The organism is Pontibacter flavimaris, from assembly GCF_001907195.1.
GTDB lineage: Bacteria > Bacteroidota > Bacteroidia > Cytophagales > Hymenobacteraceae > Pontibacter > Pontibacter flavimaris.
Genome location: NZ_LVWA01000004.1, coordinates 538,641 through 554,973 on the forward strand (window position 1 = coordinate 538,641; position 16,333 = coordinate 554,973).

The window sequence follows — 16,333 nt, forward strand, 5'->3', positions numbered from 1 at the left end:
GCAATATTACGGCAGTAAAGCTTAATACGCAAGTATGGCCTCAAAAAAATCTTTTCTAATAGTTTAAGCCCCTGTAAATCAATTCTAAAAAATCAGTTGGAAATATAGAGCGTAGAGGCCACCAGCGAGGTTCTGTACTGCACAAGGGCCGAAATGGCCGGACCGCCGATTACCTGGCCCTGCAGGTTGAACTGGGAGCCGCAGCACGGGTCGGTAATGTATAGCCGCGACGGGTCTACTTCCAGCACGCAGTTGTTGGTGGGGTCGTAGGTGCAGGTGCGCTCAAAGGCCAGATAGCTGCCGGCATTCTGGCGCACCACGATAATCCCTTTATAGCCCTCTGGCAGGTAAGCATAACCGCCGTCCTGGCGCAGGTCGGGGTAAAGCTGGCTGTTGATGCTGACCTGGGTGTTTACGGGCACATAGGGAATGATAGGGCTGTTGTTGTTGCTGTCTTTGCTGCAGGCGCCGGTAAGTATGGCTAGCAGGGGCAGCAGCAGTCGCTTACTTCTCATACGTATAAAACCCTTTGCCTGACTTGCGGCCATGGTGCCCGGCGTCCACTTTCTGCTGCTGTATGCGGCTCGGCCTGAACTTGGCGTCATAATGGAAAGCTTCGAACATGGAGGTGGTTACGGAGTAATTCGTGTCCACGCCGATCAGGTCCATGAGCTCAAAAGGGCCCATCTTAAAACCACTGGCCTGCATCAACTTGTCTATCGTCTCCACATCGGCCACGCCCTCTTCCAGCAGCTTCAGCCCTTCCACATAAAAATGGCGCGCCACGCGGTTCACGATAAAGCCAGGAGAGTCCTTCGCCATCACGGCAGTCTTGCCTAGCTTCTCGGCCAGCTCCTTTATCGTTTGGGCTACCTTAGGAGAGGTAGCGGCACCGGAGATCACCTCCACCAACTTCATAATATGGGCCGGGTTAAAGAAGTGCATGCCCACCACGCGCTCCGGGTTCGGCACGGCAGCGGCAATCTGCGTTATCGGAATAGAGGAGGTGTTGGAGGCAAGTATGGTATCGGGCGCGTTGATGCCGGCCAGGTCTCTAAAGATGCTTTGCTTTACCTCCAGCCGCTCCACCACTGCCTCGATGGCTATATCGCAATGTAGCTGCAGCGTGTCGCCGGTAAAGATTAGGTTTGCCAATGCCGCCTCCTTTTCGGCCACGGTCAGCTTGCCACGTTCAATCCCTTTGTCGAGGTTCTGGATGATGGTCTGCTGCGCCTTCTCCAGCACCTGCGCGTTGATGTCGAACAGGATGGTTGCATACCCGGCCTGCGCGCAGATCTGCGCAATGCCCTGGCCCATGGTTCCGGCACCAACTACGCCTATGGTTTTGATGTCCTCTATCTTCATCTTTTCGATTGTTAATTGTTGGTTGTTGATTGTTAAGAGAATGCCAAGTATAACTGCTTAAACAGACGGCAAGGAAGCTGAAGCTGGCGAAGCCTAACAATCAGCAACCAACAATCAGCAACTAAATAACTCCCTCAAACTGGCGCAGGAAACGCACGTCGTTTTCGGTGAAGAGGCGCAGGTCCTTTATCTGGTACTTGAGCATGGTGATGCGCTCGATGCCCATCCCGAAGGCAAAGCCAGAGTATACTTCCGGGTCGATGCCGGAGCTTTGGAGTACGGCAGGGTCTACCATGCCGGATCCGCCAATCTCTACCCAGCCACTACCCTTGCAGATGTTACAGCCTTCGCCTTTGCAGATGAAGCAGGTAATATCGATTTCGGCGCTAGGCTCCGTAAATGGGAAGAACGACGGACGGAAACGGATTTGCGTGTCCTGCCCGAACATCTCCTTAGCGAAGTAGTACAGCGTCTCCTTCAGGTCCTTAAAGCTCACGCCTTTGTTTACGTACAGGCCCTCTACCTGGTGAAACACCATGTGCGCGCGCGCCGAGATGGCCTCGTTGCGGTACACACGGCCTGGCATAATGCTGCGCAGTGGCGGCTGGTTGTTCTCCATCAGGCGTACCTGCACGGTAGAAGTATGGGTGCGGAGCAGCTTCTCCTTGTTTTCACTCAGGAAGAACGTGTCCTGCATTTCGCGGGCCGGGTGGTTTTCGGGGAAGTTCAGGGCAGAGAAGTTGTGCCAGTCGTCTTCCATCTCAGGCCCCTCGGCCACGTTAAAACCGATGCGCTCGAAAATGCGCACGATCTCCTGGCGCACCAGCGAGAGCGGGTGGCGCGTGCCCAGTGTGTTCGGTACAGTCGGTAGGGTAAAATCGAAGCCTGTGTCCCCGGCAGTATCAGCGGCGCTGGCCAGTTGCTCCTGCGCCTGGTCAAAGCGCTCCTGGGCGCGGTTCTTCAGCGTGTTCAGCTGCTGACCCACCTCGCGGCGCTGCTCCGGCGCTACCGTCTTCAGGTTATCAAAAAGTGCTGCCACGCGGCCCTTACGACCCATATAGGCAATACGAAACTGCTCCAGCTCGGCAGCGCTGGTCAGCGGTGCCGCCTCTATCTCTTGTGCTACTTGTTGTATGTTCTCCACCATCATGCACAAAGATAATAAATTGATGCGTTCCGCCCCTAGTTCGGTCATGCTGAGTTACAAGGCGGCATACATGAGTTCTACTGTAGCAGTTCCAACCACACCTGCCCCTCCTTTTCACCCCACCCCAACCCTCCCCTAAGAACAGGGCAGGGAGCTTACTTGCTCCTTCACATGTCATCTCGAGCAGAGCGAGAGATTTGTCTGGAATTCTAAAGAGAACTCTCATTTCATTCGAGATGACAAAAGGCAGTGGCTATCGAATTAGAACCCAGTCCTTGGGTTGAGCGCCTTGTGAGATTCCGGTGCCGCCTTGGCGGCATTGCGACGTTAGGAGCAAAGGAAGGGAACACAGCGCGATGCCAAAGGACGAGCCCTCTCGGGCTGGAGAGCGCCAAAGTATGAAATGCAACTGTAGGCTTGTGGGAACTAGAGGATCAGCGACAGCTAGTAAGGATAGCTTGTATCAATTGGAAGGAAGCAACGACTCGTGGAAGTATGGCCGAAGTAAAAGTATGAAAATATGGCTCACGCGAATTGCAAATCCGAAAGAGCGGAAGTATGATTAAAGTATAAACTAGCAAGTATAAAAAGTATAGCCAAAGTATAAAAAGGCACAAGCGGACGCCCCGAAATGCTCCGGGACTTTCAGCTTACGCCAGCGAAAGTATAGAGTATGGCTTGCGCGAGTATGAAAGTATAGCTCAAGTATAAAGTATGACTTTCCGAGCCAGCCGGCTCTAAAAGTATAACCTGCAGCAGTATAACCCTCCAAAACCATCGGCAAATTGCACAAGCACCTTAACCTTCGTAGCTTACCGACGCAAACCTGCAGCTTACCGACTTCTCTCCCGGCCCTGCCTAATACCCCTGGACGCGCGGGCCTGTTTACAGTACCTTTACAACAGAAACCTAAAGAAAAGGAACGATGGAAAACAGAAATCAAACCCCGAACAGCCACTACGGCAACAACTGGCCGGAGCATCGCGGTGGCTCCAGCGGCAAAGTGATGGCAGGCTTGCTGCTCATCGCGGTAGGCGTGGTTGTGCTTGCCTCCAAGCTTCATATCTTCTTTCTGCCCGGCTGGATGTTCTCCTGGCAGATGCTCCTGATCGTGATCGGCCTTTTCGTGGGCTTCCGCCAGAACTTCCGGAAGTCGGGCTGGTTGGTGCTGGTGCTGATCGGTACGGTCTTCCTGATAAACGACCTGGTGGCGGGCTTTAACCTTCGCATCTACTTCTGGCCCATCCTGCTCATAGGCATTGGCTTGTGGGTGATGCTGAAGCCGCGCAACCGCTTTGGTCATCGCTTTGCGCCGCCAGCGCCGGGTGGGGAAGCCCCGTACCAGCCCTACGCGGCCCACCAGCCTGACAGCAACCAACCCGGTCCTGGCGCCTACACGGATGCCTATACCGACACGGCCTACTCCACCGAGGACATGGTGGACGCCACGGCCATACTTGGGGGCATCAAGAAGAACATTGTTTCCAAGAACTTCCTGGGAGGAGAGGTGGTGAGCGTGTTTGGGGGCACGGAGCTGAACCTGAGCCAGGCCGACATGCAGCATCCGGTTATTCTGGAGGCCACGCAGATCTTTGGCGGCACCACGCTCATCATTCCGCCGCACTGGCAGGTAAAGTCGGAGATGGTGGCCATACTTGGTGGCATAGACGACAAGCGCCCCATGCTGCCCGACGGCTACGATCCAAACAAGGTCCTGATCCTGAAGGGCACCACCCTCTTCGGCGGCCTCAACATCAAGAGCTATTAAAGTATGGAGTAGTTAATTATTGGTTGCTAGTTATTAGTGTTTAATTACTGACTCTCTAACTTTTTAACTCTCTAACTCTCTAACTCCTCAACTCTCTAACTCCAAAGCATGTCTCCGAGCCGGGTTATACTTGCTTACCTAATGTGGGCGCTGCTGTGGGCGGCGGTGCAGGCGCTGCTGCTGTTGTCGGTGGGGTTTAGCGTGAACGTGGCCGTGACCGATGCGCTGCTCACCAACCTGCTGCTCACGGCTGGCGGCTATGCCATGGGCACGGGCCTGCGCTACTACCAGCCAAGTATAAAAGAGGCCGCCTACCTGCTGGGCTGGAGTCTGGGTTTGGCTACCATCAGCATGGTGCTTTTTTACTGGATCTCTTCCAGGCTGTTTGCAGGCGATGTGGTATACCTGGATTTTGTGGACGCCACGCTGGCGGTGCGCTTCGTGTTTACCTGGCTGATGGTGCTGCTGCTCCTGCTCCTGAGCTGGTTCTGGTTTTATACGTTAGAGCGGCAGCAGGACGAGCAGCGAAAGGCCGCCGCCGAGAAACTGGCCCGCGAGGCCGAGCTCCATACGTTGCGCCAGCAGCTGCAGCCCCACTTCCTGTTCAACAGCCTCAACTCCATCTCAGCGTTGGTGGTGGCCCGGCCGGAGCAGGCGCGCACCATGATACAGCAGCTCTCCGATTTTCTGCGCGGCACCCTGCGCAAGGATGATCAGCAGCAGGTGCCCCTCTCCGACGAGCTGCAGCAGCTGAGCTTATACTTGGAGATTGAGAAAGTGCGCTTTGGGCACCGCCTGCAAACTGCCATTGAAGTACAAAATGAAACGATGAACATGCGCCTGCCGGCCCTGCTGCTGCAGCCCGTGGTGGAGAACGCCATCAAGTTTGGCCTCTACGATACCGTGGGCGATACCGTGATCAGTATAAAGGCCACCGCCCAGGACCACCAGCTGCTGCTGCAGGTGCAAAATCCCTACGACCCCGCCACCGCCCTTCCGCGGCGCGGCACCGGCTTCGGCCTCAGCTCCGTGCAGCGCCGCCTATACTTGCTCTATGCCCGGCAAGACCTGCTGCAGACGCGGCAGGAGGAAAACCAGTTTATCACCAGCATTAAAATCCCGCAGAAAAATGATTAAATGTTTAGTTATAGACGATGAGCCGCTGGCCCGCAGCATTGTGGTGGAGTACCTGCAGCAGCACCCAGGTATAAAAGTGGAGCAGGAATGCGGTGATGGGTTTGAAGGTATAAAGGCCATCCAGCAGCACCAGCCCGACCTGATCTTCCTGGATATCCAGATGCCCAAGATAAACGGCTTCGAGATGCTGGAGCTGGTGGAGCAGGCGCCGGGCGTGATCTTTACCACTGCCTTCGACGAGTATGCCCTGAAGGCCTTTGAAGCCAACGCCGTGGATTACCTGCTCAAGCCCTTTAGTCAGCAGCGCTTTGATGCCGCCGTGAAGAAGTGGCTGGAGAAGCGAAGTATAAACGCACCCGGAACCAACGCGGAAAACCTGAGCGAAGTGCCGGCCAAACAGCCCGAGGAGCAGCTGCGCATCGTGGTAAAGGCCGCCAACGATATCCGCATCATCCCGGTGAAGGATGTTTTATACTTAGAAGCTTACGACGATTACGTCAAGATCCATACTGCTGAAGGCTGCTACCTGAAAAAGAAGACCATGAGCTACTACGAGCGTGTGCTGGACCCCAAGCAGTTCGTGCGCGTGCACCGCTCCTACATCATCCCCCTCACCCAACTTACCCGCATTGAGCCCCTGGAGAAAGACAGCCACGTGGCCCTGCTGAAGAGCGGCGTGCGCGTGCCCCTGAGCCGCAGCGGCTACAGCAAGCTGCGCAATGTGCTGGGCATCTGACCAGAATTTTTTTAAGTATAAACCTGCCGTGCTGCCTGTCTGCCTCTTGGGTAAGTATGGTTTGCCTTTGCTATAGAAGCGGCAGGCGTTCGTCTATGGAACCCGGCTGTTGATCTAAAACCGGCGGCTGATGCTACGCTTGTGTCAAGTATAAGTCGTTGTATTCTAGATATAAATCACATGGAAGTCAGCGTTTGAATGATTGTAAAAATAGCATGGAAACTTTTGAAATGAAAAATGTTTCCATAGTTTTGTTGCCAAACTAGTGTATGGAAACAGAAGAGAGAACCGACATCCAGGTGAAAATACTGCAGGGCGCCTTTAATATGTTCTGCCAGCGTGGCATCAAAGGCGTGTCGATGGACGACATTGCCCAGCACCTGGCCATGTCGAAGAAAACCCTTTACAAGTGGTTTAAAAGCAAAGACCAGGTGGTGTATGACTCCACGACCGCTTACCTGAAAACCCTGCAAACCGACTGCGTGTGCTTTGTAGACCAGGCGGAGAACGCCGTTGACGAGCTTTTTCAGATCATGAAGCTGACCAAGAAGGTTTTCTCCATCATTCACCCTTCCATTTTCTACGACCTGCAGAAGTACCACCCCGAAAGCTGGGATCTGTGGATGCAGCACAAGAACAAATTTATGCTGGGCATAGTGAAACGCAACATCGAGCGGGGGATGCAGGAAGGCCTGTTCCGCAAAGACCTTGACGTGGAGGTGATGGCCCGCATGCGCCTGGCCCTGATCGAGCTGCCCTTCAACGCAGAGGTATATCCCCCGCATGAGTTCAACATCCGGCATGTGCAGTTGGCGGTGCTGGAGCATTACACGCTGGGCATGGCCACCTTAAAGGGGCACAAGCTGATAAACGAATACAAGCAGATAACTGAAGAAGAATAATCACTACCTACCACCAACCGAAATAAAACATGAAAAAACAGATTAACCTGCTATTGGCCATACTTGCCCTGTACGGAACCGGCTTTGCGCAGGGGCAGCAGCAGGAGCCGATGCGCCTGAGCCTGGAGGAAAGTATAAAGTACGCGCTGCAGAACCGCCCCAGCCTGCAGGCCACCCGCAACGAGGAGCGCAGCGCCAAAGCCAAGGTGGGCGAGATACGCGCCATGGGCCTGCCGCAGATAGACGCCACGCTGGATGCAGGGGACAATTTTATACAACAGCAGACTTTCCTGCCGGCCGAGTTCTTTAACGACCCCGACGACCCGAACTCACCGCAGCCAGGCACCTTTGTGCCGGTTACCTTTACGCCAGCTTATACCAGCAACGCCGTCATTTCAGCCAGCCAACTGCTTTTTGATGGCTCCTACCTGATCGGTCTGAAGGCCGCAAAAACCTATACCGAACTGTCGCGCAAGACCACTGCCCAGAACGAGATTGAGGTGGCCGAACAGGTGAGCAAGGCCTATTACAGCGTGCTCGTGAGCGGCGAACGGATGGCCTTGCTGGAGCAGAACGTCATCCGCCTGGATACCGTGCTGTTCCAGACGCAGGTGATGTTCGAGAATGGCGTGGCCGAGAAGCTGGATGTAGACCGCCTGCGCGTGCAGCTGAATAATCTAAAAGTGGAGCAGCAGAAAACGCAGCGCCTGCTGCAACTGAGCGAGAACCTGCTCAAGTTCCAGATGGGGCTGCCGCAGAAGCAGCCGGTGCTCCTAACCGATAAGCTGGACGAGGTGGATATAGACATGAGCCAGCTGCACCCGCAGCACTTCGACTACGGCAACCGCATCGAATACTCGCTGCTCGAAACGCAGCAGAGCCTCGCCGAGCTGGATATGCGCAACATCCGCTCCGGCTACCTGCCCAAGCTATACCTGAATGCACGCTATGGTTACAACGCCGCCAGCAACGATTTTAAAGAAATCACCACAACCAGCAACTACCTGGAGTATGGCTACGTGGGTGCGCAACTGCGGGTGCCCATCTTCGATGGTTTGCGCAAGCATTACCAGATACAGCAGAGCAAGGTAACGCTGGAAAATACCAAGCTGGGCTTCGAGACGCTGCGCCAAAGTATAGACCTGGAGCTGGAGCAGGCCTCCACGGAGCTAACTAATGCTCTGGATGTGCTGAAGGCGCAGCAGGAGAACCTGGCGCTGGCCGAGGACATAGCGCGCGTATCCAAGATCAAGTTTCAGGAAGGGGTGGGCTCGAACCTGGAGGTGGTAACCGCCGAAACCGACCTGCGCGAGGCCCAGACCAACTACTACGCCGCCATGTACGACGCCCTCATCGCGAAGGTGAACCTGGAGAAAGCCACCGGAACGCTACTTGAAAAATAAAACTATCGAAAAACCAATCCTACCACACTACACCATGAACCGAATCATAGCAACAGCATCATTTATACTTATACTTGGCCTCGCCTCCTGCGGCAGCGAGAGCGATAAGCAAGCCCAACTGGAAGACCTGAAAACCCAGCAGGCCCAGCTACAGGAGCAGATAGAAGCGCTGGAGGCAGAACTGAAGACCGAAGGAAAAACCGTGGCCGTGCAGCAGAAAACGGTGCCGGTGTCGGTCTCCACACTGGCCCGGGATACTTTCCGGCATTACCTGGAGGTGCAGGGCCGCGTGGACTTTACGCAGAACGTGTTGGTGAGCGCCAAAGTACCGGGCGTGCTCACGAGCGTGCGCGTGGAGCGCGGCGACCGCGTGGCGAAGGGGCAGACCATGGCCACCATTGATGCCCAGGTGCTGGAGCAGAACATCGCGGAGGCAAGAACCCGCCTCGACCTGGCCAAAATAGCCTACGAGAAGCAGCAAAACCTCTGGGACCAGCAGATCGGCACCGAAATGCAGTTCCTCACAGCCAAGAACAACAAGGAGGCTTTGGAGCGCAGCCTGGCAGCCCTGCAACAGCAGCGCGACCAGTTCAACATCAAAGCACCTATCAGCGGCGTGGTGGATGAGGTGATTCCGAATGCCGGGGAGGCCGTGGCGCCAGGCGTGGGCATTATCCGGGTGGTGAATCTGCAGGGCGGCAAGATCGTGGCCGAGGTGTCGGAAGCCTACCAGGACAAAATCAGCAAAGGCGATGAGGCGGTGGTATACTTCCCGGACCTGAAGAAGGAGGTGCAGACCAGCGTGGAGGTGGTGAGCAGCTTCATTAACCCGACCAGCCGCACCTTTACCGTGGAGCTGCGCCTGAAAAACGGCAAGGGTATCACGCTGCGCCCCAACATGGTGGCGGTGGTGCGCATACAGGACTATAAGAACGAGGGCGTGCTGACGCTGCCGGTGAACCTGGTGCAGAAAGACGAGAAATCGAGTTATGTGTATGTGGCCCGGAAAAAAGGAAACGAATATGTGGCCACCCGCAAGGAGATAGAGACAGGCCTGAGCTACGGCGGTAACGTGGAGGTGCTCAAGGGCCTTGCTGCGGAAGACAAGGTGATTACGGCAGGCTACCAGAGCGTGAACGAGGGGCAGCCGGTGGTGTTTGCCGAGAGCAGCCTCACGAAGAAGTAGTACCCTAAAGTATAAAACCGCGCAGAAGCAACACGCTAAAGTATAAAACTATGAAAGAGTTTAAGCCAACCAGTTGGTCGATCGATAACAAGACCAGTATCTATATCATCACCATTATCATCTCACTGGCGGGTATCTTCTCCTATGTTAACCTGCAGAAAGAGAACTTCCCGGACATCGTGATCCCGACGATGTTTGTGAGTACCATTTACCAGGGCACCTCGCCGTCGGATATGGAGAACCTGGTGACGCGCCCGATCGAGAAGGAGATAAAGGCCATCTCCGGTGTGAAGAAGGTTACCTCCAACTCCATGCAGGACTTCTCGATGATCGTGGTGGAGTTCAACACGGATGTGGAGGTGTCGGATGCGAAGCAGCAGGTGAAGGACGCCGTGGACAAGGCCCGCACCGACCTGCCCACCGACCTCACCCGCGAGCCGGACGTGCAGGAGGTGAACTTCTCGGAGTTCCCGATCATGTACGTGAACGTGTCGGGCAACTATAGCCTGGACCAGCTGAAGGACTATGCCGAGGAACTGCAGGATCGGTTTGAGGCCTTCCCGGAGATTACCCGCGTGGACATGGTGGGCGCCCTGGACAAGGAGGTGCAGGTAAACGTTGACCTCTACAAGATGCAGGCGGCCCAGGTCACCTTCAACGATATCTCCACGGCCATCGCGCGTGAGAACATGACCATCTCGGGCGGTAACATTACTGTGGGCGAGGCCAAGCGCTCGGTGCGCGTAGTAGGCCAGTACACCGATCCGGAGAAGATCGGCGACATCGTGCTGCAGTCGCTGGGCGGGGCCAACATCAAGCTGAGAGACATTGCCGAGGTGAGGGAAGGCTTTGAGGAGCAGGAGAGCTACGCGCGTCTGGGCAACGAGCCGGTTATCACCCTGAATATCATCAAGCGCAGCGGCGAGAACCTGATCGAGGCCTCCGACAAGGTGCGCGAGACCATAGAGGAGATGCAGGGCTCCGCGCTCCCAAGTGACCTCAACATCACCCTCACCGGCGATCAGTCCAAGATGACGCGCCATACCTTGAACGACCTGCTCAACACCATCATCATCGGTTTTGTGCTGGTAACCCTTATCCTGATGTTCTTTATGGGAACCACAAACGCCATCTTTGTGGGGCTTTCGGTGCCGATCTCCATGTTCCTGGCCTTTATCCTGATGCCCACGTTCGGCTTCTCGCTGAACATGATCGTGCTCTTCTCGTTCCTGCTGGCCCTGGGTATTGTGGTGGACGATGCCATCGTGGTGATCGAGAACACGCACCGCATTTACCATACCTCCAACCTGAGCGTCGTGAAATCGGCCAAGGTGGCTGCCGGCGAGGTGTTTGTGCCGGTGCTGGCCGGTACGCTGACCACGGTGGCGCCGTTCCTGCCGCTGGCCTTCTGGCCGGGCATAGTGGGCAAGTTCATGTTCTTTTTGCCGATCACGCTCATCGTTACCCTGCTGTCGTCGCTGCTGGTGGCCTTTATCATCAACCCGGTTTTTGCCGTGTCTTTCATGGAGAAGCACGATGCGAAGGCGGCCGCGCCGCGCGGCAGCAAGCGTTTCTGGGTACTGACGGGTATAGGCTTTGCCGTGGCGGTTATTGGCTATATCGCAGGCTGGTATGGCACGGCTAATCTGGCACTGCTGCTGGTGTTGCTGGTGCTGCTCAACAAGTTTGTGCTCAATAGCCTGATCGCCGGGTTCCAGGGCCGCGTGCTGCCCCGCTTTATGTCGGGTTACGAAAGGCTGCTGCGCTGGATGCTGGTAGGCTGGCGGCCGGTAGGCGTGTTTGCGGGAACGGTTCTTCTGCTGTTCTTCTCTGTTATCATCACGTTCCTGTTTCCGCCCAAGGTAGGCTTCTTCCCAGACAGCGCCCCGAACTTTGTTTATACTTACATCAACATGCCGATTGGTACCGACCAGGCCGTGACGGACTCGGTGACGAAGATTGTGGAGAAGCGGATCTACAGCGTGATAGGAGAAAATAATTCCGATGTGGAGTCCGTTATCTCGAACGTGGCCATAGGTGCCGGAGACGAGAATGACCGCTCCACCACCGCACAATCCCACAAAGGGAAGGTTACCGTTGCCTTTGTGGAGTACAAAGACCGGACTGGCGAGAGTTCGACCACGGATTACCTGGCTGGCATACGCGAGGCCGTGAAAGGCATACCGGGGGTGGATATTACGGTGGATAAGGAGCAGAACGGCCCGCCGGTGGGCAAGCCGATCTCCATTGAGATTGCCGGGGAGGATTTTGAGGACCTGATCGTGCTCTCGAAGCAAGTAGAGCAGTACCTGGACCAGCAGCAGATTGGGGGCATAGAGGAACTGCGCTCCGACCTGGAAGACAGCAAGCCGGAGATCGTGGTGAACATAGACCGCGACAGGGCCAACCGGGAGGGGATCAGCACGGGGCAGATAGGGCAGGAGGTGCGCACGGCTATTTTTGGCGCCGAGGCCTCTAAGTTTAAGCTGGATGAGGAAGAGTACCCGATACAGGTGCGCTATGCCAAGCCCTACCGCGAGAACATAGACGCCCTGATGGACATGCGCATCACCTACCGCGACATGAACTCGGGCCTCATCCGCCAGATCCCGCTCTCGTCGGTGGCTACGCTGGAGTACACCAACACGTATGGCGGCATCAAGCGCAAGAACCTGAAGCGCGTGGTGACGCTGGAGTCTAACGTGCTGAATGGCTACAACGCCAACGAGGTGGTGCAGCAGATACAGCAGTCGCTGCAGAACTTTGAGACGCCGGAGGGCTTCGAGATAAGTATGGGAGGCGAGCAGGAGGAGCAGCAGGAGACGTTCGAGTTCCTGCTGGTGGCGCTGGTGGCGGCTTTCTGCATCATCTTCCTGATACTGGTAACTCAGTTTAACTCGGTGTCGAAGCCGTTCATCATCCTCTCGGAGGTGCTTTTCTCCATCATCGGGGTGCTGCTGGGCTTCACCATCTTCGGCATGGACATGTCTGTCGTTATGACCGGTGTGGGCATTGTGGCGCTGGCCGGCATCGTGGTGAAGAACGGTATACTTATTGTGGAGTTCACGGACTTGCTGATCGATGAGGGCAGGGAGCTGAAGGAGGCCATCGTGGAGGCGGGCAAGACGCGCCTGAACCCGGTGCTGCTGACGGCCACGGCCACCATCCTCGGCCTGATCCCGCTGGCGATCGGCCTGAACCTTAACTTCTATACTTTGTTCACGGAGTTTGAGGCGGGCTTCTTCCTGGGCGGCGACAGTATGGCGTTTTGGGGGCCGCTGGCCTGGACCATCATTTTTGGCCTGAGCTTTGCCACAATCGTAACCCTGCTGATCGTGCCGGTGATGTACCTGCTGAACGAGAAGCTGAAAGACAAAGTGATCGGAAGAAAGAAACGCCGTGTCCTCAGGCTGCAACAGCTGGAGGAGCAGCAGGTAAATGGAAAAGTTAGAGAATACACACTATAAACCTATGCTTATAACAGATACCGCTATTGAGAAGGAGGTCATCCGCATCATTAGCAAAACCAAGGAGATTAAACCGGATCGCCTGTGGGCAGACAGAATGCTGAAGGACTTCGGCTTCGACACCGTAGACGTGGTGGACATTATCCTGGAGTTGGAGAAGAACTTCAAGATCACTATTCCGGATGAGGTGCCGATAGACACCGTGGGTGATTTTGTGGATTTTGTGGCGACCCACACGATAGAGAAAGCCAGCTGATCAGAAGATTTTATACTTGCAAGCAGAAACCCCGGGACTCAGGTTCCGGGGTTTCTGCTTTTAGCGCCCGGGTTAAGGTGCTGAGGGTGTGTGCCTTATACTTTGTGCCTGTTCTGTACTTGCTGGTCTATACTCTACACTTTAGCTATACTTCCATACTTAGACTATTCCGCTGTTCCGGACATCCTTGTCCGGAATCAAAGCTGCTGCGGATTTCCTAATCCGCGTTACTTTATACTTTAATCATACTTATACTTCCTTAGTCGCCGCTTCCTTCCGCTTGATACAAGCTATCCATACTAGCTACCGCTGATCCTCTAGTTCCCACAAACCTACCATTGCACTTCATACTTTGGTGCTCTCAAGCCCGAGAGGGCTCCCCGATATGCATCGGGGTAAACTCTCTTTGGCATCGCGCTGTGTTCCCTTCCTTTGCTCCTAACGTCGCAATGCCCTTACGGGCACCGGAATCTCACAAGGCGCTCAACCCAAGGACTGGGTTCAGATTCGATAGCTGCGGCTATAAGCTCCCTCTCCTGTTTTTAGGAGAGGGCTGGGGAGAGATTTATACTTTGTAGGGACAGGTCGCGACCTGTCCGCGCGAGAACAGCAGCTATAGAACTTATACTTTAGCCAAAGCAATTACAGACTCCCCTCCTTGGACAAGGAGGGGAAGGGGTGGTTGGACCCGGTACTAGCTCCCTCCCCTGTTCTTAGGGGAGGGCTGGGGAGGGGTAAAACTAGGGGTAAAACCCGGAGCAGCCAAACCATGGCTCCGCAAACCTGAGATGGCAAACTATATTACTAAAAACAAAAAGCGCTGCAGGTTAGCCTGCGGCGCTTTTATGGTGCGGCCAACTATAAAAAGAGGGCGCAGTCATACTTTTGAGCAGCAGCCTCGTGGGCAGTTGCCAGTTTGTTCTCAATCAGGAAGTATAAATCAAGTAAGTAGAGTAGCGCAATAGGCAAATTTCTAGAAGATGGAGATTCTGTAGGCTTTCAGTTTCTTGTCGAGGGCCCTGGCGTTGCCGCAAACACTGTCCAGCAAAGACCAGAAGCGCGGGCCGTGGTTTTTCTCTACCGTGTGCGCCAGCTCATGCAGGATCACGTAGTCGCAGAGGGCGTCGGGCAGGCGCATCAGGTGCAGGTTCAGGTTAATGTTGTTGGTGTGCGAGCAGCTGCCCCAACGGCTTTTGGCGTTCTTAATGAACACGCTCTGGTACTCAAACCCGAACTTGTCGGCGAAGTAGGCAACGCGCTCCGGCAGGTACTGCTTGGCCTCCTTGCGGTACGCCTCCTCGATGGACTTGCGGATAAACTTCTGCACGTCCGGGTCGCCGACCTCCTTGAAAGCAGGATAAAATACGTTGATGTGGCCGTTCTGGATAACGCAGCGCATGTCGTAGCGGGCATGGGTAAGCAAACGCAGGGCGTGGTACCTGGTGCTGAACTCACTGTTGTGGTCATACACGGTTACCTGCTGCTCCTGCTGCTGCATGCGCGTCTGATGCTCTTTGATCCAGTCGGCCTTGGTGTAGATGAGCTGTTCTGCTTTCTCAAAGCTGATGTGCGGCGGCACCGCTACCCGCACCCCCTTCAGGGGCCGGACGCTGATGCTCAGGCGCTTAGCTTTGTCGCTCCGCTCAAACAGCACCTTTCCGATCCCGTCGATATGCAGATTGACGGAAGTAAGACGTAAGAATGATGAAGACACTGGCTAAAAGTTAAAGTACAAAATTCTTTGGCCAAAGATAGATAATAATTCAATTAAAAAAAGACTGACGCAGAAGCTTTTGCAGCTTTTTATTTAAATTAATGTATTTAAATTGTTATATATTTTAAAGATAGAGGATAAGAAAAACAGAAATAATAACATTGCTGTGCAAGGTGTTTTAGCTGAGCAAAGTACAAGAAAGCAGGAGCGGCAGGCCATTATCTGACCTGCCGCTCCTGCTCTGGTGAGGTTGGTGCCTTAACGAACGTTGCCGCCGGTGGGCAGGTCGTCGTTCGGGTTTTTAGGTTCGCGGCTGCTGTCGGTGGTAGCGGCCCGCTGCGACTCCTCATGCGCCTGGGTGTTGTGCCCCTGCGAGGTGTGGTGCGCCTGCGGCTGGTTCTCCTCCTCCTGCTGGCCTTTCGCTTTCTTGTCCTTGCCTTTCTTGCTTGCTTCCATAGTATGAGTATGTTTTTAGTATCCTGGTTTAGTCTCGGTCTGGATGTCGCCGGCGGAGCGGTCGCTGTACTTGGGCGTGCCGAACGAGACATCGGCGTCGTGCTTCTCGGGCGTGTGGTGCCCCGCGTCTGCTGGGTTTACCCTTATCGGGCGTGTGGCCTCCCACTCTTTATACTTATCGAGCTCGGTTTTTATACTTGCCATAAACCAGGCCAGCAGGCTGGCGTCGTCCAGCAGGCCAATCACCGGAATCATGTCCGGAATCACGTCTATCGGCATCAGGAAGTAAATGAGCACCGCCACGCCGCCAACCAGCGTAGCCGTAGGGATGCCCTTGTACTCGCCGGAGCTGGCAGCCTTCAGCATGCGCGTAAGCAGCTGCAGGTTCTCCCATACTTCGCCGGCTATGGCGCCCACGCCCTTCTTGGCGGTGGCTTTCTTCAGGGTCTCGCTTATCAGCCTGGCTATCTCTGAGGGGTGCTTCAGGTAAGCCTCTGCCTTCTCCAGTAACTTTTTAAATATGGGGCTCTCGGCCACCTTCCTGCCTTCCGGTCCTTTATTTTCTGTCATCTTGTGTTGCTTATACGTGTTGTGCCCGCGCTGTTTGCCTGGGGCATTTTGGCTGCAATTTTCGTAAACAAACGGTAACCTTCCTATACTTGCTCCCTATAAAATTGTTATGGTTTGGGAGGATAAAAAGCTGAGGAGGACCAAGGTTTAGCGTGCGGGACAGGAGCGGGTTTGGTTGCCTGTATGGCGGAAGAGCTGTATCCTGAGGAGGAGCCGCCCGCCCAAA

The 16,333-nt window shown here is 55.0% G+C and carries 14 protein-coding genes; 8 read left to right on the forward strand and 6 right to left on the reverse strand.

Features of this window, described 5'->3' with window-relative positions:
- Positions 1 to 92: 92 nt before the first annotated feature.
- From A3841_RS07310 to pheS, 3 genes are all read right to left on the reverse strand, one after another.
- Positions 93 to 515, reverse strand: coding sequence for a QcrA and Rieske domain-containing protein (locus tag A3841_RS07310; protein ID WP_073851641.1), 423 nt, complete (start codon positions 513 to 515; stop codon positions 93 to 95).
- Positions 505 to 1,365, reverse strand: a complete 861-nt coding sequence (locus A3841_RS07315) for a 3-hydroxyacyl-CoA dehydrogenase NAD-binding domain-containing protein (RefSeq protein WP_073851642.1) — start codon at positions 1,363 to 1,365, stop codon at positions 505 to 507. Before A3841_RS07315 ends, A3841_RS07310 begins: the two co-directional genes overlap by 11 nt.
- A gap of 121 nt (positions 1,366 to 1,486) precedes the next feature.
- Complete coding sequence (pheS, locus tag A3841_RS07320) at positions 1,487 to 2,512, reverse strand: phenylalanine--tRNA ligase subunit alpha (protein ID WP_073851890.1); 1,026 nt, start codon at positions 2,510 to 2,512, stop codon at positions 1,487 to 1,489.
- Positions 2,513 to 3,437: 925 nt separating this feature from the next.
- Between pheS and A3841_RS07325 the strand changes: the two genes are divergently transcribed.
- From A3841_RS07325 to A3841_RS07360, 8 genes are all read left to right on the forward strand, one after another.
- Complete coding sequence (locus A3841_RS07325) at positions 3,438 to 4,280, forward strand: LiaF transmembrane domain-containing protein (protein WP_073851643.1); 843 nt, start codon at positions 3,438 to 3,440, stop codon at positions 4,278 to 4,280.
- 108 nt (positions 4,281 to 4,388) lie between these two features.
- Complete coding sequence (locus A3841_RS07330) at positions 4,389 to 5,417, forward strand: sensor histidine kinase (protein WP_235861321.1); 1,029 nt, start codon at positions 4,389 to 4,391, stop codon at positions 5,415 to 5,417.
- Positions 5,410 to 6,153 (forward strand): LytR/AlgR family response regulator transcription factor, encoded by a 744-nt coding sequence (locus A3841_RS07335; protein WP_073851645.1) that lies wholly within the window; start codon positions 5,410 to 5,412, stop codon positions 6,151 to 6,153. Before A3841_RS07330 ends, A3841_RS07335 begins: the two co-directional genes overlap by 8 nt.
- Positions 6,154 to 6,422: 269 nt before the next feature.
- Positions 6,423 to 7,055 carry a TetR/AcrR family transcriptional regulator gene (locus A3841_RS07340; RefSeq protein WP_073851646.1) on the forward strand — a complete coding sequence of 211 codons (633 nt, stop codon included), beginning with the start codon at positions 6,423 to 6,425 and terminating at the stop codon, positions 7,053 to 7,055.
- Positions 7,056 to 7,084: 29 nt separating this feature from the next.
- A complete protein-coding gene (locus tag A3841_RS07345) occupies positions 7,085 to 8,458 on the forward strand; it encodes a TolC family protein (RefSeq protein ID WP_083610251.1) in 1,374 nt (457 codons plus the stop codon).
- A 34-nt stretch (positions 8,459 to 8,492) separates the two neighbouring features.
- The gene (locus tag A3841_RS07350; protein ID WP_073851647.1) at positions 8,493 to 9,644 is read left to right on the forward strand and encodes an efflux RND transporter periplasmic adaptor subunit; all 1,152 of its coding nucleotides are present in this window, start codon (positions 8,493 to 8,495) and stop codon (positions 9,642 to 9,644) included.
- A gap of 50 nt (positions 9,645 to 9,694) precedes the next feature.
- Positions 9,695 to 13,111 (forward strand): efflux RND transporter permease subunit, encoded by a 3,417-nt coding sequence (locus A3841_RS07355; protein ID WP_073851648.1) that lies wholly within the window; start codon positions 9,695 to 9,697, stop codon positions 13,109 to 13,111.
- Positions 13,112 to 13,115: 4 nt separating this feature from the next.
- Positions 13,116 to 13,367 carry an acyl carrier protein gene (locus tag A3841_RS07360; protein ID WP_073851649.1) on the forward strand — a complete coding sequence of 84 codons (252 nt, stop codon included), beginning with the start codon at positions 13,116 to 13,118 and terminating at the stop codon, positions 13,365 to 13,367.
- Between the two features lie 973 nt (positions 13,368 to 14,340).
- Here A3841_RS07360 and A3841_RS07365 read toward each other — a convergent pair.
- From A3841_RS07365 to A3841_RS07375, 3 genes are all read right to left on the reverse strand, one after another.
- Positions 14,341 to 15,081, reverse strand: coding sequence for a M48 family metallopeptidase (locus A3841_RS07365; RefSeq protein WP_073851650.1), 741 nt, complete (start codon positions 15,079 to 15,081; stop codon positions 14,341 to 14,343).
- Positions 15,082 to 15,339: 258 nt separating this feature from the next.
- Positions 15,340 to 15,537, reverse strand: coding sequence for a hypothetical protein (locus A3841_RS07370; protein WP_073851651.1), 198 nt, complete (start codon positions 15,535 to 15,537; stop codon positions 15,340 to 15,342).
- 15 nt (positions 15,538 to 15,552) lie between these two features.
- Positions 15,553 to 16,107 (reverse strand): YkvA family protein, encoded by a 555-nt coding sequence (locus A3841_RS07375; protein ID WP_073851652.1) that lies wholly within the window; start codon positions 16,105 to 16,107, stop codon positions 15,553 to 15,555.
- Positions 16,108 to 16,333: the final 226 nt, after the last annotated feature.